Source organism: Couchioplanes caeruleus (assembly GCF_023499255.1).
Taxonomy (GTDB): domain Bacteria; phylum Actinomycetota; class Actinomycetes; order Mycobacteriales; family Micromonosporaceae; genus Actinoplanes; species Actinoplanes caeruleus_A.
The window spans coordinates 6631799-6658262 of sequence record NZ_CP092183.1 but is presented as its reverse complement, the minus strand read 5'-3'; the positions used below and the strand labels follow the sequence as shown (position 1 = coordinate 6658262).

Here is a 26464-nt window from a genome sequence, read left to right as displayed (position 1 = left end):
GGCCGCTGATCCCGGCATGTCCGGGTGCGCGGCCGGCCGGCGACGCACTACGGGCCCGTGTCGCGTTCTCCCTTCGCTTTGCTGCGTGCGTCGCTCGGCTTGTGATGCCGGGGGCGTTGCTTGCGTGCGTTGCTCGGCTTGCGATGCCGGCGGGGGTGCGTTGCGTGCGTGCGTTGCTCGGCTTGTGATGCGGGCAGGGTGCGTTTCCTGCGTGCGTCGCGGGCTGGGTGCGCGTTGCGCATGCGGCGTTTGCGCATGCGGCGTGGATGGGCCGGTCGGCCGTCCGTCCTCCGCACGCTGTCCGGTCGGGCGAGTTTCCCCGGACGGCGTGCGGGAATTCGGCCCGCCGGAAGCGGCCGTCACCCGGCAAGATCGGCGGAGGCGCTGGATCGTTGGCTCGATGTCAGGTGTCGACCGGCGGTGGGAGGTTGGCACGGTGAACGTGGTCATCGACGGGCGGTTCGTGCTGAGCGCGGCGGACCTGCACCACAGGCTGGCCGGTGCGCTCGGCTACGGGCCGTACTACCGGCACGACCTGGCAGACCTCCGCCGGCACCTCGCCGCCGGCGACCCGCGCCCGGTGCAGCTGGTGTGGACCCATGCCGAGAGCATCCGGATGGCCCTGGGCACGAGCGCGTACGAGCAGATCGTCGCGACGCTCACCGAGATCGAGGCCGGCGACGAGGGGCGGCGCTGGAACGAGCGCTTCATCTTCCGCGTGTTCGACTGAGCGCCTCGCCGGGCCGGTCCGCGCCGTTCACAACCCGAGCAGAACCCGGTCCGCCGCCCGACGGCGTCCGCTGGTTCGCCGTCCCGGGGCGTCCGCTGGTTCGCCGTCGCCGTTCGCCGTTCGCCGTCGCCGTCGCCGTCGCCGTCGCCGTTCGCCGTCGCCGTCGCCGTCGCCGTCGCCGTCGCCGTTCGCCGTTCGCCGTCGCCGTTCGCCGTCGCCGTCGCCGTCGCCGTCGCCGTCGCCATTCGCCGTTGGCGTCCGGCGTCCGGCGTCCGGTGTCCGGTGTCCGGTGTCCGGTGGAATCGGGTGCACCCGCGCTGCACCCGCGCCCGTCTCAAGTACGCCCCCTGACGCCCGATTCCTTCTGGCACCTGCGGACGGCTCCGCGGGTGAGCGGGCCCGATCGTACCCCCCTCGGCGGACGGGCCCGCTCTGCACCTCAGTCCACCGCGGCCGTCCAGGCAGAGCCGGACCGTCAGAGGCACCGCGCCGGGAGGCGCCGGGCCGGGAAGGGTGTGCGATGACCGGACGCTCCGGCTGGCCCGACCGTGCCGATGACCGGTCCGATCGCGCCGATGGCCGGTCCGGCCGCGCCCGAGTCCGGTCCGGTCGCGCCGATGGCCGGTCGGACCGCACCGATGGCCGGTCCGGCCGCGCCAGGGGCCGGTCCGGGCGCGCCGATGGTCGATCCGTCAACGCCGATGGCCTGTTCATCGGCGTCGACGACGAGAAGATCGTGGTGTCGCCGTACCCGATCAAGATGCGGTCCGGGCGCGCCCGGCGGAACCGGCAGGGGTCGGTCGTCGACGTGGTCCCGGTGGCGCCGAGCGGGCGCAGCAGGGAGGACCGGGTCCGGTTCTCCTCACAGTTGTCGCTGGCTCTGGTCGTGCTCGTCGCCGTGCTCAGCGCGGTGGGCATTCCGTGGTGGGCAGGGGTGGCCGGGGCCGTGGCGCTGGTCGGCTTCGTCAGCGTCGAGCAGGCCAGGGCCGCGCGGACCGGGGTGCTGGCGTTGCCGCGGGGTGACGATTCGTTCGTGTTGCTGGCCGCCGAGGAGCGGGTCGCCTACGGGCGGGCGTTGGCGGTGGCCCGGCGCGTACGGCTGACCTGGCCGGCGTTGCGGCACATGATCGACGCCGAGCAGGCCGACCGGGACCTGACCGCCGCGTTGCGGGATCTCGCCGCGATCATGGCTCGCCGGCAGCAGATCCGGCGGCTGCGGGACGAGCTGGGCGTCGCCTCCCGGCATGATCTTCCCGCCGACAGCCCGGCCGTCCAGGCCCTCGCCGAGCAGCGGCTGCGCGTCGAAGGGCTGTGGCGTTCCACGGCCGAGGCGGCCAACCGGATCCTGGCCAGCATCAACGCCGCGGCGCTGGCCGGCGAGGACCTGCTCCGCGAGCAGCGCATCGGCCGGACCGCCCGGGACGCCGAGCTGGCGATCTCCCGGCTGACGGCCGCCGCGGCCGCGCCCGCGGAATCGGGCCCGGAGCTGGCCGAACGCACGGCGGCCGTCATCGCCGCCTACCGGGAGCTGGCCGCGGACCGCTGAGCGGGCCGAACGCCGGGCGGGCGGTGCCGCCGCCTACCGGGAGCCGGCCGCGGACCGCTGATCAGGCTGTGAGGCCGCCACCGCCTGCCCGACCTCTTCAGTGATCAGGTCCATGTTCAGCTGGGCCGCCGTGTGCAGCCCGGCCGCCGCCGCGCTCACCACCTGGGCCATCTGGTCGGTCACGTTCCCGGCCACCCAGACGCCCGGTACTGCCGTGCGGCCCGTCGGCTCTGCCGCCACCGAGGATCCGAAGTCGTTCTCGGTGGCCGGGAGCCCCAGCAGCTCGAGGATCCGCGCGTTGGCCACGAACCGCGGAGCGACGACCAGCGCCTCGCGGGGGACCAGAGTGCCGTCGGTCAGGCGTACGCCGGTCAGTGTGCCGTCCTGCGCGACCACCTCGGCCACCTTCTCCGTCACGACCGTGATGCCGCGGGCCGCGAGTTCCCGGGCCTGGGTCTCGTCCGGGGCCGGGGCCGTGTGCAGGAAGAGGGTCACGTCGTCGCTCCACTGCCGCCACATCTGGGCCTGGTGCAGGGACATGGGTGAGGAACCCAGGATGCCGATGGCCCTGCCGCGCACCTCGTAGCCGTGGCAGTACGGGCAGTGCAGCACCCCGTGCCCCCAATGGTCGCGCAGGCCGGGGATGTCCGGCAGTTCGTCGGTGAGGCCGGTCGTGACCAGCAGTCGCCGGGCCTCGAACCGCCGCCCGTCCGCCAGCGTCACGCTGAGCAGCCCGGCGCCCGGGGACGCCGACCCGCCGCCGGCGGCGGGGGAGATGGACGCGACCGATCCGTCGATCACCTCGGCCCCGTACCGCACCGCCTCCGCCCGCCCGAGCTCGCGGAACTCCGCCGGCGGCACCCCGTCGCGGGTCAGGTAGTTGTGGATGCCATCGGCCGGTGCGTTGCGTGGCTCCGCCGCGTCGACCAGCAGAACCTTGCGCAGCGCTCGGCCTAGCGCCACCGTCGCACTCAGTCCGGCGGGTCCGCCGCCGATCACGATCACGTCGTATGTCATGGGACCACGGTGGCCCGGCGCGGCCCGAAGTGGCAAAGTTATTTGCTGTGATGGCAAACGATGAGGTGCTGGCGGCGGTCGGGCCGCGGTTGCGGGCGTTACGGCAGGAGCGGGGGACGACGCTCACGGCGCTGTCCGAGAGCACCGGCATCTCGGTCAGCACGCTGTCGCGGCTCGAGTCCGGGCAGCGCAAGGCCACGCTGGAGCTGCTGCTGCCGCTGGCCCGGGCGTACCAGGTGCCGCTCGACGACCTGGTCGGTGCGCCGCCCACCGGCGATCCGCGGATCTACGCCCGGCCGATCAAGCACAGCAGCGGCCAGACGATCCTGCCGCTGAGCCGGCAGTCCACCGGCCTGCAGGCCTTCAAGCACCTCATCCCGCCGGGCCCGGTCGAGGCGCCGGACCCGAAGACCCATGAGGGGTACGAGTGGCTGTACGTGATCAGCGGCCGGCTCCGCGTCGTCCTCGGCGAGCACGACCTGATCATGCCGGCCGGGGAGGCGGCGGAGTTCGACACCCGCGTGCCGCACTGGTTCGGCAGCGCCTCCGGTGAGGCGGTCGAGTTCCTGTCGATCTTCGGGCCGCAGGGCGAACGCATGCACGTCCGCGCGCGGTCAACGCGGAAGTAGCTTCCGGGAGAAGACGCTCAACCCGGCAGCAGATCCTTGGCGAAGAAGCAGTCGGCGTACGGCTCCTGCTTCCACGCCGGCACCTCGCGGAAGCCGGCCGCGGCGTAGAGGGCCCGGGCCTCGATGAGATCGGTACGGGTGTCCAGCCGCAACCGCCGCAGCCCCCGCTCGCGCGCCACGTCCTCGACGGACGCCAGCAGCCGCCGTGCCACACCCGAGCGGCGGGCCGGCGGTGCGACGTACACCTTGGTCAGTTCGCCGGTGTGCGGCCCGGCGATGCGCAGCCCGGCGCAACCGACCGGCTCGCCGGCGCGGTAGGCGACCAGCAGGACGGCGACGTCGTCGGCGGGTTCGTCGGCCAGAGCCCCGTCCACCGTGGAGGGCGGCATCGGGCGCCCGTGGTAGCGGTCCACGACCTCGGTCAGGTAGGACCGGATCAGCGCTACGGCGTCGGGCGCGTCCACGGGTACGGCTCGGATGGTGACCACGACCGCATCGTGCCAGGATCCGCTCGCCGCCCACGAGCGGATTTCATGCGCGGAGGGTGATCACGTGTTCACCCGTTCGGGTGACTGCCTACCGCAAGGTAGACCAATACGGTGACTCGGACATGCGCTTCCCCGGCACCGCCCGCATACCGTCCGCCACCAGCTCGCAAGAGCCGGCCGCCGGTGGGTGGCCGCCGCCCGTGAAGCCAAGATCCGGAACGGCGAGCTCCGAGACGGCGAGCTCCGAGACGGCGAGCTCCGAGACGGCGGGATCCGGCAAGCCGGCGACGTCCGTGGACTCAGGCGGCCCGTCGGGACGTCGACATCTGCCGCGGCACGCTCGGCGGCACCCCCGGCTGCGGGCGGCGGCCCAGCGCGTCCAGCGCGTCGAGCAGCATCGCCTGCACGGTCGCCGACGCGGGCAGCCGCCAGCCGTTCTCCTCCGGGGTGACGGCCCAGCGCACCTGCCCGTCGGGGGTCCGGCTGGGCGCGGCCGGGATCCACGAGCCGCGGCCGTGCCGCAGAACGTCCAGGCAGGACCCCAGCTCGGGGCCCAGCTCCTCGCCGGGGCGTACCAGGAACATCCAGCGTCCGGACGGCGCGACCGCGACCGGGCCGCGGGCATCCTCGCGTTCCGGGCCGATCACCCCGGTGTGCAGCCGGACCGCGCCCAGGACCCGCAGGCCCACCGCGGCCGGCACCTCCAGGACGTCGAAGGCGCCGCCGGTGGCGAGCAGCACCGTGTACGGCCGGTCGCGCCACCACGCGGCGATGCGCGCGGGATCCGTGGACGCGTCGTCCTCCCAGCACTCGATCGCGGGATGGCAGCCCATGATCGGGCAGCCCGGCCGGCCGCAGGCGAAGCGGTCGCCGCTGAGGTACGCCCCCGGCGTCACCGCCCAGCCCTGCCGGGCGTAGCGCAGCGCCGCACGGCGCAGGCGCAGCCGATCGAGGAGGGCCCGTGGGCCGATCGGCTCTCGGTTGCTCCACTGCATGGTCGGTTTACCCCCGGTTCGGGACTCGCTGCCGCTATATCAGGCGGGGTTGCCGTTACCAAGCGCGACACGCGTCGTTGGTTCGGTCAGATCACCCATTGCAAGTTGCATGAGAAACTACGAGCAACGGTGGGCAGGCGATCACACAACCTGTGCGACCAGCACGGACGAGTGAGGTCCACACTGCACGTGAAGCACCGGGTTGCTCACCGGCGGGGGTCGCCGGATGAGTTTGGGGAGGCACCGTGGACGAGCTGCCGATCGGCCGGCGAGTCGCCTACTGGCGCGGCCGGCGCAAGATGTCCCAGCAGGTTTTCGCGGACCGGCTGGGCAAGTCCAAGAGCTGGGTCGACAAGGTGGAGCGGGGGGTCCGCCGGCTCGACAAGTTCTCCGTCGTCTACGAGATCGCCGACGTGCTCGCCATCGACGTCCAGCTGCTGCTGGGCAAGGACGTCGAGCGGCGGCCGGAGACGCAGAACTGCATCGACCAGGTCGAGGTCGAGGAGATCCGCGCCGCGCTCGAGCGCTACGACCAGATGAGCGCGTTCTTCCATCCCGTACCGCAGGCGCCGCCGCTGACGGAGATGCGCAAGGCGGTCAGCCACGCCTGGCTGACCTATCAGCACGCGAAGTACGGCGTGCTCGCCCGCAAGCTGCCGCAACTGCTGCGTGACGCGCAGGCCGCGGACAGCGCCCACGCGAGCGGTGACGAGGCACGCGACGCGGCGCACCTGCTCGGGCAGGTGTACCAGATCGCCTCCTCGGCGCTGCGCAAGGTCGGCGAGCACGAGTTGTCCTGGCTGGCCGCGGACAGGTCCATCGCGGTCTCGCAGCGGGCCGGCGACCAGCTGCTGGCGGGCATGGCGAGCCACCGGGTCGGCATGGCGCTGCTCTCGCTCGGCCGGGTGCGCTCGGCCCTCGAGGTCAACGTCAACATCGCGAACCGGCTGGCCCCGACGACGCCGGACTCGGCGACGCCGGAGCGGCTGAGCGTGTACGGCCTGCTGCTGCTCACCGGCGCGATGGCGGCCGCCCGCATCGGCGACAGCGCGACCGTCCGTGACCTGGTCACCGGCGCGGAGCAGGCGGCCGGTGCGCTCGGTGGCGACTTCAACTACTACTGGACGTCCTTCGGGCCGACCAACGTGGAGCTGCACCGGGCCGCGGCCGCGGTGGAGCTGGGTGACGGCGGTAAGGCGGTCGAGACGCACAACCGGATCGACCCGGAGCACTTCGCCGCGATGCTCCCGGAACGGCGCGCGCACCACTTCCTCGACATCGCGCGCGGATACACCCAGCTGGGCGACGTGGAGAAGGCCAGCGAGATGCTGCTGGAGGGCGACCGCCTCGCCCCGTCCGAGATCCGCTGCCGCCCGCTGGCCCACGAGGTCATCTCCGACGTGCTGCGACGCACGCGGGGCACCCCGCCGGCACCCATCGCGGAGCTGGCCGAACAGATGGGAGTCGGCGTATGAGGTGGATTCCGCGGTGAGCACGGCCAACCCCGCGCCCGGCGTTCTCTACATCCTGGTGTGCGGTTCACCGATCGCCCGGGACGTGGGTGTGCTGGTCGACCTGGCCCAGCGTGACGGCTGGGAGGTCTGCGTGATCACCACGCCGGACGGGCGCAAGTTCGTGGACGCGGCGGCGTTGCAGGCGCAGACCGGGCACGCCGTCCGCAGCTACTACAAGAACCCGGGCGACGACGACCTTCTCCCGCCGGCCGACGCGATGATCGTGGCACCGGCCACGGTCAACACCGTCAACAAGTGGGCGGCCGGCATCACCGACACGCTCGTGCTGGGGTTGCTGATCGAGGGGTACGGCTTCGGCATCCCGACGGTCGTGGTGCCGTACACGAACAAGGTCATGGCGATGCACCCGGCGCTGCACGACAGCATCGCGAAGCTGCGTACCTGGGGTGTCGAGGTGCTGTACGGCGACGACGTCGTGAGCCTGGGCGGCCCCGGACAGAACGACAGGTTCCGCAGCCGGTTCCCGTGGCGGCGCGCGCTGCAGACGCTGTACGCCCGTTTCGAGACGGGCAGCCGGGTCGAGCCGGGAGCCCGCTCCTAGCCAGTAGAGTTGGCGGCCGTGACCGACTCCGCTGGTGCCCCGTCCGGCACGCCCACCGTCCGCGAGGTCGTGGCCGCCCTCGACCGGCGCTATCCCAGGTCGTGGGCGGAGCAGTGGGACCGGGTCGGTCCCGTCCTGGGCGAATTCGACCGGCCCGTCCGGCGCATCCTGGCTGTGGTCGACTGCGTCCCGGAGACGGTCGAGGAGGCCGTCACGGTCGGCGCCGACCTGATCGTCGCCCACCACCCTCTGCTGCTCAAGGGCGTCTCGTCGGTGGCGCCGGACACGTACAAGGGCCGCATCGTGCACCGGCTGATCAAGGCTGACATCGCCCTTTACGTCGCGCACACCAACGCCGACACCGCCAACCCGGGCGTCTCGGACGCGCTGGCCGCCCGGCTGGACCTGGTGAACCTGCGCCCGCTGGCGCCCGCGGCCCCCGGCGGGCCCGCCGCCGGCGAGGGCCGGGGGATCGGCCGGGTGGGGGAGCTGGCCGCCCCGATGACGCTGGCCGAGCTGACCTCGTTCGCCGCCCGCCGGCTGCCGGCCACCGCGGCGGGGGTCCGGGCCGCCGGTGACCCCGATCTGCGCGTGCGTACGCTGGCCGTCTGCGGCGGCGCGGGCGATTCCTTCCTGCGGGAGGCGACGGCTGCCGGCGCCGACGCGTATCTCTGTGCCGACCTGCGCCACCACCCCGCCGGCGAGCACCTCGCCGCGGGCGGCCCCGCCCTGCTCGACGTGGCGCACTGGGCCAGCGAACGCCCCTGGCTCGACGAGGTGGCCGGATGGCTGCGCGCGCAGTTCGGCGTCGCCGTTCTCGTCTCCGACCTCGACACCGACCCCTGGACCGTGCACGCGGTCGCCGACGACAAGGAGATCCACCCGTGAAGGCCGCCCCGGAAGCCCAGCGCCGCCTGCTCGACCTGCAGGCCGTCGACACCGCGCTGAACCAGCTCGCGCACCGCCGCCGGTCGCTGCCCGAGCTCGCCGAGATCGACACCGTCGCCCGTGAGCTCTCCGCGCTGGAGGACGAGCGGGTCCGCGCCCAGGTGGCCGTCGACGACCTGGATCGCGACATCTCCCGCTACGAGAAGGACATCGAGCAGGTCCGCACCCGCAAGCAGCGCGACCAGGCCCGCCTCGACGCCGGCGGCGCGCTTCGCGAGATCGAGGGGCTGCAGCACGAGCTGGCGACGCTGAACCGCCGGCAGTCGGAGCTCGAGGACGCCGAGCTGGAGCTCATGGAGCGCCGGGAGAGCGCCGAGCAGACGCTCAACGAGGTGCTGAAGCGGATCGGCGAGGCCGCCGAGCGCCGCGACGCGGCGGAGGCACGCCGCGACGAGGCGTACGCGGACATCGCCAAGGAGCAGGAGTTCAAGAGCCAGTCGCGCGGCCCGCTCGCGGCGGACCTGCCGGCCGACCTGGTCAAGCTGTACGACAAGATCCGCGAGGAGACCGGGCTGGGCGCCGCGCTGTTCCGCTCCGGCCGGTGCGGCGGCTGCCGCATCGAGCTGTACGGCGCCGACCTCGCCCGGGTGAAGTCCGCGCCCGCCGACGAGGTGGTCCGCTGCGAGGAGTGCCGCCGGATCATGGTGCGTACCTCGGAGTCAGGCCTGTGAGTGATCTCCGGGTCGTCGTCGAGGCCGACGGCGGGTCGCGGGGCAACCCCGGCCCGGCCGGCTACGGCGCGGTCGTGCGGGACACCGGCTCGGGCGAGGTCCTGCTCGAGCGGTACGGCTCGCTGGGCACCACGACGAACAACGTCGCCGAGTACCAGGGCCTGATCGCGGGCCTGCGCGCCGCCGCCGAGCTGGGTGCGGCCCGGGTCGACGTACGGATGGATTCGAAGCTGGTCGTCGAGCAGATGTCCGGCCGATGGCAGATCAAGAACCCGGGCCTGCGCCCGCTCGCCGCCGAGGCCGCCACGCTGGTGAACGGCTTCGCCGGGGTGACCTTCGACTGGATCCCGCGCGAGCGCAACAAGCTCGCCGACGCGCTGGCCAACCGCGCGATGGACGAGGCCGCGGGCAAACCGGTCCGGGACGTGATCGAACCCGAGGTGATCGAGCCGGAGGCGAAGGCGCCGGCGCGGAGCTGGGCGCCGCCCTCGATGGAGGCGGCGACGCGGCTGATCCTCGTGCGGCACGGCGAGACCGCGTTCACCCAGCAGGGCCGGTATTCCGGCCGTGGCGACGTGCCGCTCACCGACGAGGGCCAGGCGCAGGCCATGGCCGCGGCCGGGCGGGTGGCCGGCATCAGCCGCGACGTCGCGGCGGTCGTCTCGTCACCCTTGAGCAGATGTACGCGCACAGCCGAGCTGATCGCCTCAGAGGTGGGCGGCGTCTCGGTCACCGTCATGCCGGAGCTGATCGAGTGCGACTTCGGCGACTGGGAGGGCCTGACGTTCGGTGAGGTCCGTGAGCGCTGGCCGGCGGAGATGGACCGGTGGCTGGGCTCGACGAGCGTGGCGCCGCCGGGCGGGGAGTCGTTCCAGGCGGTGGCCAAGCGGGTCCGCGGTGCGCTGGCGACGCTGCAGTCCGCGTACCCGTCATCGGTGGTCGTGGTGGTCTCGCACGTCTCGCCGATCAAGCTGATCCTGCGGGACGCGCTCGCCGCCGGTGACGCCTTCCTGCACCGGCTGTTCCTCGACGCGGCCGGCGTCTCCACCATGGACATGTGGCCGGATGGGGGCATAGCGGTGCGTTCGGTCAACGAGACGGCGCATCTTCGATAGATCGGCTTATTGCTTCTCCAGATCCAGGCGTTTAGCTTCCTCAATCAGGAAAGTTTGTTAAATGCTTCGCCCCTGGAGGGCTTCATGCGCGGATACACCCGTCGCTTCCTCGCCGTCGCCGCGGCCGTCCTGGTCGGCGTCACCGCCGCACCGGGCACGGTCCAGGCGCACGGGAAGAAGCCGTACGTCAAGGTCGGGTACTTCACCCAGTGGGGTATCTACGGCCGTGGCTTTCAGCTCGCCAAGGTGCAGACGTCCGGCGCCGCCGCCCGGCTCACCCACCTCAACTACGCGTTCGGGCCGGTCACGGCGGCCGGCGTCTGCGACTCGGCCGACCCGTGGGCCGACTGGCAGACGCCGTTCCCCGCGGAGCTCAGCGTCGACGGCGTGGGCGACGTGGCGGGCCAGCCGATCGCCGGCAACCTCCACCAGCTCGCCGAGCTCAAGCAGAAGAACCCGAACCTGCGGGTGCTGATTTCGCTCGGCGGCTGGACCGGCTCGGCGCACTTCTCCGACGCCGCGCTCACCGAGGCGTCCCGCCAGAAGCTGGTCAGCTCCTGCGTGGACCTGTGGATCAAGGGCAACCTGCCGGGCCTGGCCGCGGGCGTCGCCGGCGGCATCTTCGACGGCGTCGACCTCGACTGGGAGTGGCCCGGCTCCGAGGGCAACGCCGGCAACGTGATCCGCCCCGAGGACAAGCACAACTTCACGCTGCTGACCGCCGAGTTCCGCAAGCAGCTCGACAAGCTGTCGCGCACGACGAAGCGGCACTACGACCTCACGGCCTTCCTGCCGGCCGCTCCCGCCAAGATCGACGCGGGCTTCGAGACGAAGATCTTCAAGTACCTGGACTTCGGTACGGTGCAGGGCTACGACTTCCACGGCTCGTGGGAGGCGCGGACGAACCAGCAGTCCGCGCTGCGCGTGCCCCAAGGGGCGCCGGACAACCCCGACTTCTCCGTCGAGGGCGCGATCGGCGCGTGGCGGGACCGGGGCGCCCCGAGCGGCAAGCTCGTGCTCGGCATCCCCTACTACGGCCAGGGCTGGACCGGCGTGACCGGCGGCGGGAACGGCCTGTTCGCCCCGGCCACCGGCGGCGCGCCCGGCACGTTCGCGGTCGGCACCGAGGACTACAAGGTCCTCAAGAACCTGCCGGCCCAGGGCTACACCGTGCACCGCGACTGGCGGGCCGGGCACTCGTGGCTCTTCGACGGCACCACCTTCTGGACGTACGACGACCCGGCGCAGATCCTGCAGAAGACGGCGTACATCCGGGCGCAGGGGCTGGGCGGGGCGATGATGTGGTCGCTCGACGGCGACGACGAGAACGCGTCGCTGACCCGTACCATCTCGGCCGGTCTCTGGTCGCCCTGGCGGCACTGAACACGGTGCGCAAGGGTGGTGTGCCGTTCGGCGCACCACCCTTGCCGTTCGGCGCAAGGTGATCTCCACTGAGAGTCGCCTGTGAAACCTCTCGGTAACGTGCGGCCGATAACCGTCATTCACTCCGACCAGGAGGATCCCACCCATGACGGAACCGGTACGGTCCCCGCGCAGTGACCGCAGCCCCTGGTACTGGCTGCTGCTCATCCCGATCGTCCTGCCCCTGGTGACCCCGCTGTTCAACCGCGACTCGCCGCGGCTGTGGGGGTTCCCGGCGTTCTACTGGTTGCAGTTCCTCTTCATCTTCGTCGGCGTCGCCACGACCTCGGTGGTCTACCAGATGACCAAGCGGCCCGCACGGACGTCCGCGCCGGAGACCCCGGAGGCCGTCGATGAGTGACCACATCACCGAGATCATCGTCTTCTCGCTGCTCTTCCTGCTGGTCAGCGGCATGGGCTTCGTGGCGGCCCGGTGGCGCGCCCCTAAGGACATGGCCCACCTCGACGAGTGGGGGCTGGGCGGCCGCAGCTTCGGCGGCTGGATCACCTGGTTCCTGGTCGGCGGCGACCTCTACACGGCGTACACCTTCGTCGCCGTGCCGGCGCTGATCTTCGGAGCGGGCGCCGCCGGGTTCTTCGCGGTGCCGTACACCGTGGTCATCTACCCGCTGTTCTTCCTGATCCTGATCCGGCTCTGGTCGGTGTCGCACCGGCACGGCTTCGTGACCCCCGCCGACTTCGTCCGGTCCCGCTTCGACTCGCCGCTGCTCGCCCTGCTCGTGGCGATCACCGGCATCGTGGCGACCATGCCGTACATCGCGCTGCAGCTGGTCGGCATCGAGGCCGTGCTCAAGACGATGGGCGTGACGGGGGACAGCGCGCTCGCGCGGCACCTGCCGATCATCATCGCGTTCGCGATCCTGGCCGCGTACACCTACCAGTCCGGCCTGCGGGCGCCCGCGCTGATCGCGTTCGTCAAGGACACGCTGATCTACATCGTCATCATCGTGGCGGTGCTCTACCTGCCGTACAAGCTGGGCGGCTGGGGCAGCATCTTCGACGACGCGAACGCGAAGTTCCAGGCGTCGAACTCGACCGGCGACGGCATCACCCTCAACGCCAACAACCAGATCCAGTACATCACGCTGGCGCTCGGCTCGGCCCTCGCGCTGTTCCTGTACCCGCACAGCATCACGGGCGTGCTGGCCAGCAAGAACCGCAATGTGATCAAGCGGAACATGTCGGCGCTGCCCGCGTACAGTTTCCTGCTCGGCCTGATCGCGCTGCTCGGCTACATGGCGATCTCCGCGGGCGTGACGCCGCTGCCCGGTGCCAAGGCCGGCAGCCTGGACAGCAACACCGTCGTGCCGCTGCTCTTCGACCAGCAGTTCCCGTCGTGGTTCGCGGGCGTCGCCTTCGCGGCCATCGGCATCGGCGCGCTGGTCCCGGCGGCCATCATGTCGATCGCGGCGGCGAACCTGTTCACCCGCAACATCTACAAGGAGTACCTGAAGAAGGACGCGACCCCGGCGCAGGAGGCGAACGTCTCCAAGATCACGTCGCTGGTGGTCAAGGTCGGCGCGGTCGCCTGCATCATCTTCCTCGACCCGCAGTTCTCCATCGACCTGCAGCTCATCGGCGGCATCATCATCCTGCAGACCGGGCCCTCGGTGGCGCTCGGCCTGTTCACCCGGTGGCTGCACCGCTGGGCGCTGATCGCCGGCTGGGCGGCCGGCATGGGCATGGGCATGTGGATGCTCTACAACATCCCGAACGCCAACACCGGCCGCAAACACTTCGGCGGCTCGGCGTTCCCGCTGTCCGACCTCGGCTTCGACAGCCCGAAGACCATCTACGTGGGCTTCGTGGCGGTCGCGGTCAACCTGCTGGTGGCGGTCATCGCGACGCTGGTCCTGCGGGCCGCGAAGACCCCGGACGGCATCGACCACACCAACCCGGACGACTACTTCGCCGACGAGGGCGACCCACGCCTGGAGAAGGCCCGTACGACCCCCGACGCCGACCCCATCACCTCATCGACCTGATCCCGCAGCTCCTCGCATGTCGCGGCCTCGGATGTCCTATCCGAGGCCGCGGCCTTTGATGTACGAGTCCATGTCCCGGGTGAGCCGCTCGAGGATGCCGGCGAGCTCCTTGCGCTCATGGCTCGTCCAGTCCTTGAGCAGCAGGTCGTACAGCTCACGCCGCGCCTTGGCGACCGCCTCCACCTGGGAGAGACCCCGCTCGGTCGCGGCGATGACCGTGCCCCGCCCGTCGTCCGGATCCGGATGCCGCTCGACCAGGCCGTCCCGGTGCATCGCGCTCACCTGCCGGGTCACCGTCGAGCCGTCGAGGTTCAGCCGGTGCGCCACGGCGGAGACGTTCTGCGGCCCGGACTCCTGGAGCAGCCGCAGGATGACGTACGCCGCCCGGTCCAGTGCCCGATGCGGCCGCGGTGAACTGCGCCGGGTCGCCTCACCCAGCCGGATGAGCATCGCGACCTGCGTCTCGATGACGCCGAGCGCGGCCTCGTCGTTCGCCATGTGCCCTTCCTCGTCTATCACAATGCCCGGGACGACCATTCTCACCGGAAGGCGCGCCCCAGCAGGACCAATCCGATCACCGCGCCGAACGTGACAATAAGAACCTTCAACACCTTTGCTGGCAAACGACGTGCCAGGTGCGCGCCCGCGTACCCGCCCACCACCGTCGCGGGCGCCACCACCAACACGGCCCCCCAGTGGATCGGCGCGAACACGGCGAACACGATCACGGTCACCAGCCCGACACAGGCGGACAGCACATTCTTCAACGCGTTGATCCGGTTCAGGGTTTCGTCCAGCACCAGCGCGAGCGCGGCCACGTACATCACCCCGAGGGCGGCGCCGAAGTAGCCCCCGTACACGGCGCCCACGAACACGACAACCGGCAACACACCCCGCCGCCGTCGGCTCGCATGCCCCACCAGCGCCCGCAACCGATCCTGGAACGCCAGCGCGGCGGCCGCCCCGAGCACCAGGAACGGCACGATCAGATCGAACGCGCGGGCGGGCGTACCGAGCAGCAACGCACACCCGGCCGCGGACCCGGCCACGCACAACGGCACCAGCGACCCCAGCCGCCGCCACTGCCCCCGCAGATCCGCGCGGCTCCCGACGACACTGGACACGTACCCCGGAAAGACAGCCACCGAATTCGTGACGTTGGCGGCAACGCTCGGCAGCCCGATCCCGATCAGCGTCGGGAAGGTGATCAGCGACCCGCCGCCGGCCAGCGCGTTGACGACGCCCGCGACCAGACCGGCGGCGAGCAGCAGAAGAACGTGTCCGACATCCATGATGCGAATGAATCTACGGTGATCGGCCGGGGGTTTCCCGCCGGGCCGCTTCCTGCCGGCCTGCTTGCGTGCGGCTCGCGCTCGGCTCTCGTCGGCCTTGTTGCGTGCCGCCTCGGAGCGGCTTTCGTCGGCCTGCTTGCCCCGGCCCGGCTCGGCTCTGGCCCGGCTCGGCCCTGGCCTGGCCCGGCTCGGCCCCGGCTCGGCCCTGGCTCGGCCCTGGCCTGGCCCGGCTCGGGCCCGGCCGCGGCGCCGGCCTCGGTCGGGGGTCGCTCACCGTGAGGGCGAGGGGTGCGCCGCCTGCCGGGAGGCGATCGTCGCTGCCGTAGGATGACCGGCGACGGACGAGTCGGCTGGGCGGTCGCGTCGGCACCCCCACCGGGATGCCGCCGAGGAACGTCCGGACTCCGCAGAGCAGGGTGGTTGCTAACGGCAACCCGGGGTGACCCGCGGGAAAGTGCCACAGAGAACAGACCGCCGGCCCACGGGCCGGTAAGGGTGAAACGGTGGGGTAAGAGCCCACCAGCACCCCGGGCGACCGGGGTGGCTCGGTAAACCCCACCCGGAGCAAGGCCAAGAAAGGCCGCCGCCGCAAGGCAGCGACCGGCGCAGGCGTCCGAGGGCTGCTCGCCCGAGCCTGCGGGTAGGCCGCAAGAGCCTGTCGGCAACGGCAGGCCGAGATGGATGACCGCCCAGCGGCGAGAGATCGCCGCGGACAGAATCCGGCGTACAGGCCGACTCGTCCGTCGCCCTCCTGGCCGAGCGGTGCTGCGCTGGCGGCAGACCGCCGACCGGTCCCGGGCCTCACATGCGGGATCGGAGGACGTCGAACTCGCAGCCCGGCGTGGACGGGTCGAAGCCGTGGCCGAGGAGCCACCGGACCGCGAGCAGGCTGCGCATCGACCACCAGGCGCGGATCACCTCGCGGTCGACGTCGGTGCCGTAGCCGTCGAGGACGTCGTCGAGGTGTTGTTCGTACCCGAGCGTCAGGACGGCGAGGTCGTGCAGGGCGTCGCCGCGGGCCGCCTCGGACCAGTCGATCACCCCGGTGACCTCGTCGCCGTCGACGAACACGTGGTTGGTCTGCAGGTCACCGTGGGTGAACACCGGTGTCCACGGCCGGAGCGCGGACTCGGCGATCTCGCGGTTGCGCGTGATCAGGTCGGTGGGCAGGACGGCGTTCGCGAGGAGCCACTCGCACTCGGTCTCGAGGTCCGCTGCGATGTCGTCCAGCCGGGGACCCGGCCACGGCGGCAGCGGGGCGTCGTGGATCTTCCATACGGCGGCACCGGCTGCCGCCCAAGCCGCCGGCGACGCGGTCGAGGGCCGGCCGAGGTGGCCCAGTTCCGTGCCGGGGACCGCGGCGATCGCCAGCACCGGCGGCCTGCGCCACAGGACCTCGGGGGTCGGCACCGGCGCCAGGGCCATCGCCTCGACCTCGACGTCCGTACGCGTCTGATCGCCGTCGACCTTCAGGAACACGTCGCCGACCCGCAGCGTCGCACGCTCGTCATGGGCGACGACGACCTTGACCTCTGCCACGCCGGCATTGTCGCGGGACCCCGGCCGCCGGCACCACGTATTTGTCAGCCGGGACCGTTGCGGCCGACGAGGTGGAAGACGCGGCTGAGGTGGCGGTACGGATCGCGCCGGCTGGCTTCGAGCTCGGCCGCAGCCGTCGCCGCCAGTTCCCGGGCGTCGCCCGGATCCAGGGTGACCCCGCTGAACTCGAGCCAGTCGACGAACAGCCAGACGCCGTACCAGCGCACCGGCTCGACGCCTCGGCCTCGCAGGTACGCGCTCAGTTCCTCCACCGTGTCGGCCCGGCCGCGGACCCCGAGGACGCCGATCTCGCTCCTGCTGTCGAATGAGGCCAGGGCGTCGTCCCAGCGTCGCTCCAGCGCCGGCCGTACCGCCGCCGCCCTCGCGTTCCCTGTCATGATCGAGATGATGCCGCCGGGGGCGGAGCACCGGCACAGCTCGTCGATCAACGGCTCGGGCCGGTCCAGGTACCCCAGGACGCCGTGACACAACACCGCCGCGAAGCGCTCACCGCCGACTGCCTCGTACGCATGCTCGCCATCGGCCTCCAGGAGCGTCACGCGTTGCTGGACCCGGTCGGGAAGCGCCCCGAGTCACTGCCGTGCCCTGTCGAGCATCGCGGGGGAGGAGTCGAGCAGCGTCACGTCGTAGCCCAGGGCCGCGAGGGGGAACGACTGGTGCCCGGCGCCGCCGCCGACGTCGAGTTCCCGCGCCGGCGGCGCCGGCAGATGGTCCAGCAGGTGGTGGTGCAGGACGTAGGTGCGTACGTAACCCTTCACGGTCGCGTACGCGCCGTCGGCGAATCGCGCGACCAGGTCCGGGTCGGACCACGGGGCGTCGGGCACGACCATCAACGTACGCCTCGTCACGGACGCTCGCGGGGCCCCAGCCGGGGCCCCGGGTGGTCCCCGGCGACGTGGAAGCCGTCGAAGAGCAGGCCGCCGTGCCGGTCGAGGATCTCCTCGAGGAGGGCCTCGATCGCGGCGGTGTCGTTGTGGGCGCTCAGCCATCGGCCGGCCAGCTCGGAGTCAAGGTCGCGGAGTTCGCGCAGCAGCCATTTGCTCGTGCCCGTCCAATGGTCGGCCAGGGCGAGGGCCTGGTGCGCCACCGACGTCCAGGCGGCGGTGCCGATGACGGTGCGTTCGCCGGGGTCGGTGGCGTGGCGGAGGTCGTCGAGCAGGTCGGTGAGGTGGTAGCGGATCCGGTCGCGCTCGTCGGCGGTCAGGGGAGCCGGCCCCGCGGCCAGGACGGCGGCGCAGTGCGTCTGCCATCGCCGTGGGTCGCCCGACACCGGGACGCCGGTGGCGACCATGCGGTGCATGACCGGCCGTCTGCCCGGGAGGTCCTTGGCCAGGTAGTGGACGAGGGACTGCTCATCGTGCACGAACAGCTCGACGGGCCAGCCGCGGTAAAGGCGGGAGTCGCGGTGCGGGGCCTGCCCGTCGCCGTCGGGCAGGAGGACGACGATGTCGAGGTCCGAGCCGGTGGTGCGCTGGGCGGTGGTGACGCTGCCGGCGAGCACGGCCCACCGGTTTCGGGGGAACAGCTCAGTGACGAGGTCGCGCGCGTCGGTCAGCGGATCGCGATGCATCCGCTCAGCGTGCGGGGCTGGCGGCGGTGAACAAAGTGGATTTCGCTGACCCGCGGCCGGGCGATGAGCGACGATCGGGCGGTGAGGCGGCACAAGTGGGGACGGGTTTCGCGCACCGTCGACATCGTTCTCGTCGTCCTTCTCTGCGTACTCTTCGTCTGGATGGTCTGGGTGGTGGTGACCTGGACCGGCTGATCGGGGGAGAGGCCATGACGGACGAGAAGCCCGCTTGGGGCGGCGGCATCTGGGCCGCGGCCGATCTGCTCACCCCGATGGCCGTCCGGGTCGCGGCGACCTTGCGCTTGGCGGACCACATCGCCGCGGGCACGCGTACGGTCGAAGCCCTGGCCCCCGCCGCGTGCGCCGAGCCGGACGCCCTGGACCGCCTGATGAACCACCTGGTGACCGCGGGCGTCCTGAGCCGCACGGATGACGGCGTCTTCGCCCTGACCGAGCTGGGCGAGCAGCTCCGCGACGACCACCCCGACGGTATGCGGGCGTGGCTCGACCTCGAGGGCGCCATCGGGCGGGCCGACCTGTGTTTCACCCAGTTGCTGCACACGGTGCGGACCGGCGAGGCCGCCTATCCGCGGCAGTTCGGCCGGCCGTACTGGGAAGACCTGGCCGCCGATCCGCGCCTCGCCGCGTCGTTCGATGCGCTGATGGGGTCGCGGCTGGTCGACGGTGATCAGGTCGCCGCCGCCTATCCGTGGGGCGCGCTGGGTCACGTCGTGGACGTGGGCGGCGGCAACGGCACGCTGCTGATCGCGCTGCTCCGGGCGCACGCGGGCCTGCGGGGCACGGTGGTCGATCTGGCCGGTGCGGCGGCGCGGGCCGAGGAGGCGTTCGCTGAGGTGGGTGGCCGGGCCGAGGCCGTGGCCGTGGCCGGGAGCTTCTTCGAGCCGCTGCCCGCCGGCGCGGGCGGCTACCTGCTGTCCGGCGTGCTGCACGACTGGGACGACGAGAGCGCGGTGCGGATCCTCCGGCGGTGTGCGGAGGCGGCCGGCCCCGACGGCAAGGTCATCGTCATCGAGGACGGTGACGGCGGCGCGCCGGACACCGAGGGTGACCTGCGGATGCTCTGTTATGTCCGGGGCCGCAACCGGACGCCCGACCAGATCGGCGTGCTCGCGCGGGCGGCCGGCCTGGAGCTCGGGCCGGTCCGGGTCGCCGGCCTGCGGATGATCATCGAGTTGCGTACCGCGCTTCGCTGAGCCGCAGCGGCATCGGGCGAGCGCGAACATCGTCAGCTACGGACCTGCCGGCTTGGCGGCCGTGATGACGTGGGTCAGTGCCGTGCGTAGCTGCTGCAGATCCGCGATCGGCAGCCCCAGCCGCTGGACCACGGCCGGTGGGATCTTCTCGGCCTCGGCCCGCAGCTCCCGGCCCTTGGGGGTGAGCGTGATCGCGAGGCTGCGCTCGTCGGACTGGTCCCGCTCGCGGACCAGGTATCCGATCGCCTCGAGGCGCTTGAGCAGCGGGGAGAGGGTGCCGGGGTCGAGGGCGAGAAGTTCGCTGAGCCGGCGTACGGACAGCGGCGCGTACTGCCACAGGGCCAGCATGACCAGGTACTGCGGATGGGTCAGGCCCATGGGCTCGAGGATCGGACGATAGATCGCCACGACGCTGCGCGCCGCCACGGAGAGGGCGAAACAGACCTGCTCTTCCAATGCCAGCGGGTCGGCGATGTCACTCGGGTCACTCACTGCTGATCTCCTCGGTTCACCCGCTAGACTACCAACAGTTGGGGCACCAACTATTGGGGCACCAACCATCTACGGATCATGGCATCGATGGATCATGAGGGGGCGGGTCATGCCGACGTCGAGCCCGGAGCGGGGCGGATTCCTGCGCTGGTTCCATGCCACCTTCGACAACTGGTTCTTCCGATCGCTGATCGGCCCGGCCCAGACGTCGAACGCCGTGCACGGTTGCGAGCAGGACGCGCGGGACGGCTGGAAGCGCGACCTCGAGGCGCGCAAGCAGTACACCCGTGAGCAGCGTGAACGCAAGCGGTTGGCGCGGGAGGCGGGACGGCGTCCGCTGTGATGCATTTCTGTCGGGCATCCGGCTGCCGCGTTCCCGACAGTGAGCCACCGACCTAATCTGCGGGCAAGCCGTTCCCCAGGAGGCGAGCATGCAGACCCCCCAGGACACCGCCGAGTTCGTGGCCCGGCCGGCGAACGCCGTCGCCGGCCTCTTCCCCGACGGGCGATGCGTGCAGGCGGCGGTCGCGTCGCTGCAGGCCGCGGGTTTCGCTCCCGTGGAGGTACGCCCGCAGCACCCCGAGCGCTGCCGGCTGCGGGACTGGGGCAGCGACGCGGCGATCATGAACCTGTACGTCGAGGGTCTCCACAAGGGACACTCGCTGCTGGTGGTCCCGGCGTCACGGGCCGACCGGGAGCTGATCGGCCGCCTGCTGGTCCGGCACCAGGGGCACGCCGTCTACTACTTCGCGCGGGACGCGGTCGAGTCGCTGACCGTCCTGGTGTAGGCCCCGCGCCGTTCGACGGAATCGGTTGTCGCGACACGGAAAGCGGGAGAGCGGGAATCCCGGCCCGGCGCGTCCCGGCCGGTTTCCGGTGCCGCAAAGCTGCACGGTACGTGAATGAATTGCCCGGTCCGCCGTGCCGCCGAAAGCCCGGTGATCCGTTCCGCCGGTAGGCGCCGGCGTGCGCCGGAATGGCCGCACGATGCCATTTAGCTGCGACGATGTCCCGTCCGCCGGGCGGTACGGGCCGTGATCGAACCGTCGGCGCCGCCCTCCGGAGCGGGCATGGCGGGTCTGTCCGGATGTGACTACTCACGCAGATCGACTCCGCTCGTCGGCCCACCCCCGCGGAATAGGCTGAAATGGCTGGTGGTTAACTCTGTCCGGAGCGGACGATCGGGTGAGTAGACCGGCGTCGGTGTGACGCGCCACCGCGCTGCATGATCGTGAACTTCTCCACGTGCCGCTCCGGTTGACGTGCAAGTTGCACACTCATAGTGTCTGATATGTGACGCCGAGTGTTCGCTGGATGTCCGGTGCGGTCGCGTCGCGGTGTGCAGGGAATTCGGTCGGCGCGAGGAGTTCTTTGTGAGTGTCAGGATCGGCATCAACGGTTTCGGCCGGATCGGGCGCAGCATTATGCGCATCGCCGCGGCCGCCCCGCAGGCAGGAATCACCGTTGCTGCCTTAAATGACATCGCGCCGCTGGACCGATTGGCATACGCGTTGAAACGCGACAGCATACGCGGGCGATTCGCGGGCACGGTGGAGACGGCGCCCGGACGGCTCGTCGTGGCCGACCGTCCGGTGTGGGCGTTCCGCGAGTCGCAGCCGGGGCGGATCCCGTGGTCCGACGCCGGCGTGGACGTGGTGATCGAGGCGACCGGCCGGTTCCGCAGCGGCGACGTCGCGCGGACCCACATCACCCACGGCGGCGCCCGCAAGGTGGTGATCAGCGCGTCGGCCGTGGACCCCGACGCCATCCTGGTGTGGGGCGCCAACCACCACACGTACGACCCGGCCCGGCACGACGTCGTGTCGCCGGCCTCCTGCGGGGTGAACGCGCTGTCGATGATGGCCAAGGTGCTGCTCGACCGGTTCGGGCTGCGGGGCGTACAGACGTCGGTGGTGCTCGCGGCCCAGGGCTGGCAGAAGATCCACGACACCACGAGCGGCACCTCGCGCGACGACCCGCGGCTGGGCCGCGCCACCGCGGAGAGCATCATCCCGCACGACCACGTCGCCGGCGACCTGATCAGCGTCGCGCTGCCGCAGCTCGGCGACGTGCGCTACAGCTACTACTGCGTGCCGACGCCGATCGGCTCGCTCGCCGAGCTCGGCGGGTACACCGACCGCCCGGTCGGCGTCGACGAGGTCAACCGGGCGATGGCCGAGGCCGCCGCCGGCCCGATGCGGGGCCTCATCGACTACGAGCCCGACCCGACCGTGTCGATCGACGTGCGGGACAACCCGGCGTCCTGCCTGTTCGACCCGTCCGGCACGCAGACCACCGCCGACGGCGGGGTCAAGGTGCGCGGCTGGTTCGACAACGAGTGGGGCTTCTCGCACCGGGTGCTCGACCTGGCCCGCCTGGTGGGGGAACGTGAGCCCGTGCCGGCGGGCGCCCGCTACACCCCGGCCGTGGTGTAGAACGGATCCGGTGATCCCTGCCGCTGCCATCGAGGCCGCCGCCCGCCGCATCGCCGGCCGGGCCCGGCGGACGCCCGTCCTGACCGACGGCTCCACGACCTTCAAGCTGGAGCTCGTGCAGCACGCCGGCTCCTTCAAGACCCGGGGCATGCTCAACAAGATCCTGGCGGCCGCCGAGCACGGCCTTCCGGAGGCGGGGGTGGTCGCCGCGTCGGGCGGCAACGCCGGTCTGGCCGCCGCGTACGCCGCCCGGGAGCTGGGTGCGCCGGCCGAGATCTACGTGCCGGTCACCGCCCCGCCGGTCAAGGTCGCCAAGCTCGGCAAGCTGGGCGCGCGGGTCACCCAGGTCGGCGAGGAGTACGCGGAGGCGTACGCGGCGGCCGTGCTGCACGCGGAGTCGACCGGCGCGCTGTTCTGCCACGCGTACGACGACCCGGACATGGTGGCGGGCAACGGCACGCTGGGTCTGGAGCTGCTGGACCAGCTGCCCGGCGGCTTCGACACGGTGCTGGTGGCGGTGGGCGGCGGCGGGCTGATCGCCGGGGTCGCCGCGGCGCTGCACGGGCGGGCGAAGGTGGTGGCGGTCGAGCCGCGTACCGCCCGCGCCCTGCACGCCGCGCTCGAGGCCGGCGAGCCGGTGGACGTGCCGGTGTCCGGGGTGGCGGCCGACTCCCTCGGCGCCCGCCGGGTGGGCGACATCGCCTTCCGGACCGCGGCCGAGGCCGGGATCGAGTCGGTGCTCGTCGACGACCAGGCCATCGTCGAGGCCCGCCGCCGGCTGTGGGAGGACTACCGCCTCGCCGTCGAGCACGGTACGGCCGCGGCCCAGGCCGCCCTGACCGCGGGTGCGTACGTCCCCGCACCGGGCGAGCACGTCGTCGTGCTGCTCTGCGGCGCCAACACCGATCCGTCGACCCTTGCCTGAGCGGCACGAGCGGCTCATCGCCCGTACCCGGGAGGTCTGCGCCGCGGACGACCGGCTCGACGCCGCGCTGATGTACGGCTCCTTCGCGACCGGCGAGGGCGACGAGCACAGCGACATCGAGTTCTGGCTGTTCTTCGCCGAGGACCCGGGCGACGAGCGGGCGTGGATCGAGCGGATCGCGCCGGTCACGTACGTCGTCCGCAACGAGTTCGGCAGCCACGTCGCCTTCTTCCCGGGCCTGATCCGCGGCGAGTTCCACTTCGCGCGCGCGACCGACATCGCCGCCGTCGCCGAGTGGCCGGCGAGCCGCATCGTGCCGATCGTCGACCGCCACGGCCTTCTGCCCATGCCCGCCGGCGAGCTCGACACCGGTGCCGACGTGTGCGGGCGCTTCGCCAACTGGCTGCTGCTCGCGTACCACGTGGGGGAGCGGGGCGAGCGGCTGCGGCAGTTGGACGCGCTGGCACACGCGCAGCGGCACCTGCTCTGGATGGCCCGCCTCGCCGAGGGCCGCACGGAGCACTGGCTCACGCCGTCGCGGCGGGCGGAGGGCGAACTCGGCGCCGCCACTCTGGCTGCTCTGGGGCGTACCCATGAGGATGTGGAGGCGGCGTGGCAGGCGGGCCGCGCCCTCTGGCTGAAGCTCGACCCCGCACCGCCGGGGGAGCTCTTCGCCGAGCTGGACCGGGCCCTGGGCGCGTGAGCGGGCCGCCGGCGGCCTGAGCCAACCGTCTGCGCGCGCGGGGTGATCTCCGCGATGCTGATGACCATGACAGCTGACGACGTACGCGTGCAGTCGGTGCGGCAGTTCCGCCGGTTCGCGCTGGTGGTCTGCCTCGCCGGGGCCGCCGTGCAGCTCGCGCTGACGGCGTACTACCTGGGCATGGGGCACAAGGCGGCACCGCACCACGTACCCGTCGGCCTGGTGTCGCCGGTCGGCAAGCAGGCCGCCATCAACGACCTGCTCGAGCGTGACGGCGTCTTCGAGGTGCGGATGTACCGCGACGCCGGCGAGCTGCAGGCCGCCATCCGGCGCCGCGACGTGTACGGCGGTGTCGACGTGACCGCCGCGCAGCCGCACCTGTACGTGGCCGGCGCCGGGGGAACCGCCGCCGCGAGCCTGCTGCGGACCACGTACACGAGCGTGACCGCGCAGCAGAACGCCCAGCAGCTCGCCGGCCTCGCCCAGCAGGACGGCACGATCTCCATCGCGCAGGCGCAGGCACTGGCCACACCGCCGCCGGTGACCGACGTGGTGCCGCTGCCCGCCGACGACGTCAACGGCGCCTCGCTGGGCTTTCTCACCCAGGCGCTCGCGCTCGGCGGCACCATCGCCTCCGTCGGGCTCGGCCGGCTCATCCCGCGGACCCGCCGGTCCTGGCGGCGCGGGCTCGGCCACCTGGCAACCCTTCTCGTGTACGCGCTGGGCTCGGCCGCCGTGGTGCTGTGGTCGATGAGCTGGTTCGGCGTCGGCACGGGCGCGGACCGCTGGGAGATGTTCGGGATCTTCGCGCTCGTCTCGCTGGCGATCACCGGGTCGACCGCGGGCGCGGTGGCGCTGCTGGGTCCCGGCGGCGCGCTGCTGGGCGGCCTCTACTTCACCGTCGGCACGGTCATCAGCGGCGCGAGCATCCTCCCGGAGTTCCTGCCCGCGTTCGGCCGGGTGCTCGGCATGAACCTGCCGACGGGCGCCGGCGTGCAGGCGGTCCGCGACAACCTCTACTTCCCGGCCGCGCCCATCGGCGGGCACCTGCTCGTGCTCAGCCTGTACGCCGGCATCGGCTGTGCGCTGGTGCTGGTCACGAACCTGTTGCCCAACCGCAGCGACCGCACCTCGGAGCTCGATCTGGAGGTGCGGGACCGGATCGAGGGCAACGACGTCCGCGAGCCGGCGCGGATTCCCCTGCCCACTTCTTGATCCGTTGTGACGTTCGGCTCGTGGATTCCCTTGACCGATGCGGAGTACGGTCGATCCGTACTTGAAGCATCAAGTGCCAGAGGGAGCCGTCATGTCTTTGGGTATTCGCAGCCGTGTCACCGTCCCGCTCACGTTCGCGGACGGGTACGCGACCACGGCGGAGGTCATCACCTTCGACGGCCTCGCCGACGGCAAGGAGCACCTCGCCCTGGCGCTGGGCGACGTGGCCGGCGCGGGTGTGCCGCTGGTCCGGCCGCACTCCGAATGCCTGACCGGTGACGTGTTCGGCTCCGAACGCTGCGACTGCGGGCCGCAGCTGCGCGAGGCCGTCGAACGCATCGCCACGGCCGGCGGCTACCTGCTCTACCTGCGCCAGGAGGGCCGCGGCATCGGGCTGTACGCCAAGCTCGACGCGTACGCGCTGCAGGACCGGGGCCTGGACACGTACGAGGCCAACCGGGCACTCGGGCACGCCGACGACGAACGCGACTACACCGCCGCGGCGCAGATGCTCTCGGTGCTCGGCGCCACCACGGTCGACCTGCTGACCAACAACCCGGACAAGGCGGCGCAGCTGCGGGCGCACGACATCGACGTCCGGTCGATGGTGCCGACGGGCGTGCACGCCTCCGACGCCAACGTGCGCTACCTGCAGGCGAAGGTGTCGCACACCGCCCACACGATCGACCTGCCGCTGGCCGTCTGAGTTCACCCTCACGCTCAGCCATCGCAGGACCACGCCGAACGGACAGGGGTCAGGCCGGACTAACGCGCGGAGGTTTCGCTGTGGGGATCGAGGCCGTCAACAACCGGATAGCGGACATCCAGAGCCGCATCATCGCGCTGCAGACCCAGCAGGCCGCCAAGGCCTCGCCCGCTTCGTCGGCCTCCTCCACCACGTCGGCCCCTTCTGCCTCCGGCGCCTCGTTCGCCTCGGCGCTCGCCGACGCGATGGATACGCAGGCGACCGCGTCCACCGCGGCGGCCGACAAGACGTACAAGCTGAACGGCAAGGGCATTCCGGTGGAGCTGGCCGCGTACGGCAACGGGAAGATCCCGGCGTCGGCGCTGGAGAAGGTCGGCACCACCGGGCACAAGCTGTGGGCGCCGGCGGCCGAGTCGCTGAACCGGATGATCGCGGACGCCGAGGCCCAAGGGGTGCACATCGGCATCACGGACTCGTACCGGTCCTATGGCGAGCAGGTCGATGTGGCTCGGCGCAAGGGGCTGTACTCGCAGGGTGGGCTGGCCGCGAAGCCTGGTACCAGCGAGCACGGGTGGGGGATGGCCACCGACCTTGATCTGAACTCGAAGGCTCAGGCTTGGATGCGGTCGCATGCTTCCGAGTACGGGTTCCACGAGAACGTTCCTCGAGAGCCTTGGCACTGGGCCTTCAAGCCCTAGGTTTGTGGTTG

The 26464-nt window shown here is 71.8% G+C and carries 28 protein-coding genes, 1 other RNA gene and 1 pseudogene; 21 read left to right on the top strand and 9 right to left on the bottom strand.

Features of this window, described 5'->3' with window-relative positions; translation table 11 throughout:
- Nucleotides 1-400 precede the first annotated feature (400 nt).
- Both COUCH_RS30760 and COUCH_RS30755 read left to right on the top strand, forming a co-directional pair.
- Entirely contained in the window at nucleotides 401-730 is a 330-nt protein-coding gene (locus COUCH_RS30760) for a barstar family protein (protein ID WP_249608698.1), read from the top strand.
- 520 nt (nucleotides 731-1250) lie between these two features.
- Nucleotides 1251-2276, top strand: a complete 1026-nt coding sequence (locus tag COUCH_RS30755; RefSeq protein ID WP_249608697.1) for a hypothetical protein — start codon at nucleotides 1251-1253, stop codon at nucleotides 2274-2276.
- Nucleotides 2277-2309: 33 nt separating this feature from the next.
- Here COUCH_RS30755 and COUCH_RS30750 read toward each other — a convergent pair whose 3' ends face one another.
- Nucleotides 2310-3293: an NAD(P)/FAD-dependent oxidoreductase gene (locus COUCH_RS30750; protein ID WP_249608696.1), complete on the bottom strand. Its 984-nt coding sequence runs from the start codon at nucleotides 3291-3293 to the stop codon at nucleotides 2310-2312.
- Nucleotides 3294-3343: 50 nt separating this feature from the next.
- On the opposite strand from COUCH_RS30750, the gene COUCH_RS30745 reads away from it, so the two are divergent.
- Complete coding sequence (locus COUCH_RS30745) at nucleotides 3344-3922, top strand: helix-turn-helix domain-containing protein (protein WP_249608695.1); 579 nt, start codon at nucleotides 3344-3346, stop codon at nucleotides 3920-3922.
- Nucleotides 3923-3939: 17 nt separating this feature from the next.
- Here COUCH_RS30745 and COUCH_RS30740 read toward each other — a convergent pair whose 3' ends face one another.
- Nucleotides 3940-4410 carry a GNAT family N-acetyltransferase gene (locus tag COUCH_RS30740; RefSeq protein WP_249608694.1) on the bottom strand — a complete coding sequence of 157 codons (471 nt, stop codon included), beginning with the start codon at nucleotides 4408-4410 and terminating at the stop codon, nucleotides 3940-3942.
- 299 nt (nucleotides 4411-4709) lie between these two features.
- On the bottom strand, nucleotides 4710-5405 hold the full coding sequence (locus COUCH_RS30735; RefSeq protein WP_249608693.1) for a bifunctional DNA primase/polymerase: 696 nt from the start codon (nucleotides 5403-5405) through the stop codon (nucleotides 4710-4712).
- Between the two features lie 245 nt (nucleotides 5406-5650).
- Between COUCH_RS30735 and COUCH_RS30730 the strand changes: the two genes are divergently transcribed.
- The 8 genes from COUCH_RS30730 to mctP all read left to right on the top strand — a co-directional run bounded on the left by COUCH_RS30730 (nucleotide 5651) and on the right by mctP (nucleotide 13643).
- Nucleotides 5651-6880, top strand: coding sequence for a helix-turn-helix domain-containing protein (locus COUCH_RS30730; RefSeq protein WP_199517083.1), 1230 nt, complete (start codon nucleotides 5651-5653; stop codon nucleotides 6878-6880).
- A gap of 13 nt (nucleotides 6881-6893) precedes the next feature.
- Nucleotides 6894-7481: a flavoprotein gene (locus COUCH_RS30725; RefSeq protein WP_199517082.1), complete on the top strand. Its 588-nt coding sequence runs from the start codon at nucleotides 6894-6896 to the stop codon at nucleotides 7479-7481.
- Nucleotides 7482-7499: 18 nt separating this feature from the next.
- The gene (locus tag COUCH_RS30720; RefSeq protein ID WP_249608692.1) at nucleotides 7500-8369 is read left to right on the top strand and encodes a Nif3-like dinuclear metal center hexameric protein; all 870 of its coding nucleotides are present in this window, start codon (nucleotides 7500-7502) and stop codon (nucleotides 8367-8369) included.
- Nucleotides 8366-9100 carry a zinc ribbon domain-containing protein gene (locus COUCH_RS30715; RefSeq protein WP_249608691.1) on the top strand — a complete coding sequence of 245 codons (735 nt, stop codon included), beginning with the start codon at nucleotides 8366-8368 and terminating at the stop codon, nucleotides 9098-9100. The genes COUCH_RS30720 and COUCH_RS30715 overlap by 4 nt, the downstream gene beginning before the upstream one ends.
- Complete coding sequence (locus tag COUCH_RS30710) at nucleotides 9097-10215, top strand: bifunctional RNase H/acid phosphatase (protein WP_249608690.1); 1119 nt, start codon at nucleotides 9097-9099, stop codon at nucleotides 10213-10215. The genes COUCH_RS30715 and COUCH_RS30710 overlap by 4 nt, the downstream gene beginning before the upstream one ends.
- 84 nt (nucleotides 10216-10299) lie before the next feature.
- Entirely contained in the window at nucleotides 10300-11598 is a 1299-nt protein-coding gene (locus COUCH_RS30705) for a glycoside hydrolase family 18 protein (protein ID WP_249608689.1), read from the top strand.
- Nucleotides 11599-11743: 145 nt separating this feature from the next.
- On the top strand, nucleotides 11744-11998 hold the full coding sequence (locus COUCH_RS30700) for a DUF3311 domain-containing protein (protein WP_249608688.1): 255 nt from the start codon (nucleotides 11744-11746) through the stop codon (nucleotides 11996-11998).
- Nucleotides 11991-13643 carry a monocarboxylate uptake permease MctP gene (mctP, locus tag COUCH_RS30695; RefSeq protein WP_249608687.1) on the top strand — a complete coding sequence of 551 codons (1653 nt, stop codon included), beginning with the start codon at nucleotides 11991-11993 and terminating at the stop codon, nucleotides 13641-13643. Before COUCH_RS30700 ends, mctP begins: the two co-directional genes overlap by 8 nt.
- Before the next feature lie 36 nt (nucleotides 13644-13679).
- Here the strand turns inward: mctP and COUCH_RS30690 are convergent, their stop codons facing one another.
- Both COUCH_RS30690 and COUCH_RS30685 read right to left on the bottom strand, forming a co-directional pair.
- Nucleotides 13680-14141: a MarR family winged helix-turn-helix transcriptional regulator gene (locus COUCH_RS30690; protein WP_249608686.1), complete on the bottom strand. Its 462-nt coding sequence runs from the start codon at nucleotides 14139-14141 to the stop codon at nucleotides 13680-13682.
- Between the two features lie 41 nt (nucleotides 14142-14182).
- Nucleotides 14183-14935 carry a sulfite exporter TauE/SafE family protein gene (locus COUCH_RS30685; protein WP_249608685.1) on the bottom strand — a complete coding sequence of 251 codons (753 nt, stop codon included), beginning with the start codon at nucleotides 14933-14935 and terminating at the stop codon, nucleotides 14183-14185.
- A 342-nt stretch (nucleotides 14936-15277) separates the two neighbouring features.
- On the opposite strand from COUCH_RS30685, the gene rnpB reads away from it, so the two are divergent.
- Nucleotides 15278-15678: RNase P RNA component class A (gene rnpB / locus COUCH_RS30680), an RNA gene on the top strand.
- Nucleotides 15679-15736: 58 nt separating this feature from the next.
- Here rnpB and COUCH_RS30675 read toward each other — a convergent pair.
- From COUCH_RS30675 to COUCH_RS30660, 3 genes and pseudogenes are all read right to left on the bottom strand, one after another.
- The gene (locus COUCH_RS30675) at nucleotides 15737-16474 is read right to left on the bottom strand and encodes a phosphotransferase family protein (RefSeq protein ID WP_249608684.1); all 738 of its coding nucleotides are present in this window, start codon (nucleotides 16472-16474) and stop codon (nucleotides 15737-15739) included.
- 44 nt (nucleotides 16475-16518) lie between these two features.
- Nucleotides 16519-17253 (bottom strand): annotated as a pseudogene (locus COUCH_RS30670) (class I SAM-dependent methyltransferase).
- A gap of 86 nt (nucleotides 17254-17339) precedes the next feature.
- Nucleotides 17340-18065, bottom strand: coding sequence for a nucleotidyltransferase domain-containing protein (locus COUCH_RS30660; protein WP_249608681.1), 726 nt, complete (start codon nucleotides 18063-18065; stop codon nucleotides 17340-17342).
- A gap of 209 nt (nucleotides 18066-18274) precedes the next feature.
- Here COUCH_RS30660 and COUCH_RS30655 point away from each other — a divergent pair, with 209 nt between their 5' ends.
- Nucleotides 18275-19279 carry a methyltransferase gene (locus COUCH_RS30655; RefSeq protein WP_249608680.1) on the top strand — a complete coding sequence of 335 codons (1005 nt, stop codon included), beginning with the start codon at nucleotides 18275-18277 and terminating at the stop codon, nucleotides 19277-19279.
- Between the two features lie 36 nt (nucleotides 19280-19315).
- Here the strand turns inward: COUCH_RS30655 and COUCH_RS30650 are convergent, their stop codons facing one another.
- Nucleotides 19316-19753 (bottom strand): MarR family winged helix-turn-helix transcriptional regulator, encoded by a 438-nt coding sequence (locus COUCH_RS30650; RefSeq protein WP_430641010.1) that lies wholly within the window; start codon nucleotides 19751-19753, stop codon nucleotides 19316-19318.
- A gap of 127 nt (nucleotides 19754-19880) precedes the next feature.
- Between COUCH_RS30650 and COUCH_RS30645 the strand changes: the two genes are divergently transcribed.
- From COUCH_RS30645 to COUCH_RS30610, 8 genes are all read left to right on the top strand, one after another.
- Complete coding sequence (locus COUCH_RS30645) at nucleotides 19881-20114, top strand: hypothetical protein (protein WP_249608678.1); 234 nt, start codon at nucleotides 19881-19883, stop codon at nucleotides 20112-20114.
- 88 nt (nucleotides 20115-20202) lie between these two features.
- Nucleotides 20203-20559, top strand: coding sequence for a hypothetical protein (locus tag COUCH_RS30640; protein WP_249608677.1), 357 nt, complete (start codon nucleotides 20203-20205; stop codon nucleotides 20557-20559).
- 585 nt (nucleotides 20560-21144) lie between these two features.
- Complete coding sequence (locus COUCH_RS30635) at nucleotides 21145-22206, top strand: type I glyceraldehyde-3-phosphate dehydrogenase (RefSeq protein ID WP_249608676.1); 1062 nt, start codon at nucleotides 21145-21147, stop codon at nucleotides 22204-22206.
- Between the two features lie 10 nt (nucleotides 22207-22216).
- Nucleotides 22217-23131: a serine/threonine dehydratase gene (locus COUCH_RS30630; RefSeq protein ID WP_249608675.1), complete on the top strand. Its 915-nt coding sequence runs from the start codon at nucleotides 22217-22219 to the stop codon at nucleotides 23129-23131.
- A complete protein-coding gene (locus COUCH_RS30625) occupies nucleotides 23124-23834 on the top strand; it encodes a hypothetical protein (protein WP_249608674.1) in 711 nt (236 codons plus the stop codon). Before COUCH_RS30630 ends, COUCH_RS30625 begins: the two co-directional genes overlap by 8 nt.
- Nucleotides 23835-23900: 66 nt before the next feature.
- Nucleotides 23901-25049, top strand: a complete 1149-nt coding sequence (locus COUCH_RS30620; protein ID WP_249608673.1) for an ABC transporter permease — start codon at nucleotides 23901-23903, stop codon at nucleotides 25047-25049.
- Nucleotides 25050-25140: 91 nt separating this feature from the next.
- Nucleotides 25141-25755 carry a GTP cyclohydrolase II gene (locus COUCH_RS30615; RefSeq protein ID WP_249608672.1) on the top strand — a complete coding sequence of 205 codons (615 nt, stop codon included), beginning with the start codon at nucleotides 25141-25143 and terminating at the stop codon, nucleotides 25753-25755.
- A gap of 80 nt (nucleotides 25756-25835) precedes the next feature.
- On the top strand, nucleotides 25836-26453 hold the full coding sequence (locus COUCH_RS30610; protein WP_249608671.1) for a M15 family metallopeptidase: 618 nt from the start codon (nucleotides 25836-25838) through the stop codon (nucleotides 26451-26453).
- The last annotated feature ends 11 nt before the right edge of the window (nucleotides 26454-26464 follow it).

Excerpts from the sequence above, each read along its gene's own strand:
- COUCH_RS30760 (WP_249608698.1), top strand. The coding sequence starts at position 401 with ATGTCAGGTGTCGACCGGCGGTGGGAGGTTGGCACGGTGAACGTGGTC.
- COUCH_RS30755 (WP_249608697.1), top strand. The coding sequence starts at position 1,251 with ATGACCGGACGCTCCGGCTGGCCCGACCGTGCCGATGACCGGTCCGAT.
- COUCH_RS30750 (WP_249608696.1), bottom strand. The coding sequence starts at position 3,293 with ATGACATACGACGTGATCGTGATCGGCGGCGGACCCGCCGGACTGAGT.
- COUCH_RS30745 (WP_249608695.1), top strand. The coding sequence starts at position 3,344 with ATGGCAAACGATGAGGTGCTGGCGGCGGTCGGGCCGCGGTTGCGGGCG.
- COUCH_RS30735 (WP_249608693.1), bottom strand. The coding sequence starts at position 5,405 with ATGCAGTGGAGCAACCGAGAGCCGATCGGCCCACGGGCCCTCCTCGAT.
- COUCH_RS30705 (WP_249608689.1), top strand. The coding sequence starts at position 10,300 with ATGCGCGGATACACCCGTCGCTTCCTCGCCGTCGCCGCGGCCGTCCTG.
- COUCH_RS30700 (WP_249608688.1), top strand. The coding sequence starts at position 11,744 with ATGACGGAACCGGTACGGTCCCCGCGCAGTGACCGCAGCCCCTGGTAC.
- mctP (WP_249608687.1), top strand. The coding sequence starts at position 11,991 with ATGAGTGACCACATCACCGAGATCATCGTCTTCTCGCTGCTCTTCCTG.
- COUCH_RS30690 (WP_249608686.1), bottom strand. The coding sequence starts at position 14,141 with ATGGCGAACGACGAGGCCGCGCTCGGCGTCATCGAGACGCAGGTCGCG.
- COUCH_RS30685 (WP_249608685.1), bottom strand. The coding sequence starts at position 14,935 with ATGGATGTCGGACACGTTCTTCTGCTGCTCGCCGCCGGTCTGGTCGCG.
- COUCH_RS30660 (WP_249608681.1), bottom strand. The coding sequence starts at position 18,065 with ATGCATCGCGATCCGCTGACCGACGCGCGCGACCTCGTCACTGAGCTG.
- COUCH_RS30655 (WP_249608680.1), top strand. The coding sequence starts at position 18,275 with ATGACGGACGAGAAGCCCGCTTGGGGCGGCGGCATCTGGGCCGCGGCC.
- COUCH_RS30645 (WP_249608678.1), top strand. The coding sequence starts at position 19,881 with ATGCCGACGTCGAGCCCGGAGCGGGGCGGATTCCTGCGCTGGTTCCAT.
- COUCH_RS30640 (WP_249608677.1), top strand. The coding sequence starts at position 20,203 with ATGCAGACCCCCCAGGACACCGCCGAGTTCGTGGCCCGGCCGGCGAAC.
- COUCH_RS30620 (WP_249608673.1), top strand. The coding sequence starts at position 23,901 with ATGACAGCTGACGACGTACGCGTGCAGTCGGTGCGGCAGTTCCGCCGG.
- COUCH_RS30615 (WP_249608672.1), top strand. The coding sequence starts at position 25,141 with ATGTCTTTGGGTATTCGCAGCCGTGTCACCGTCCCGCTCACGTTCGCG.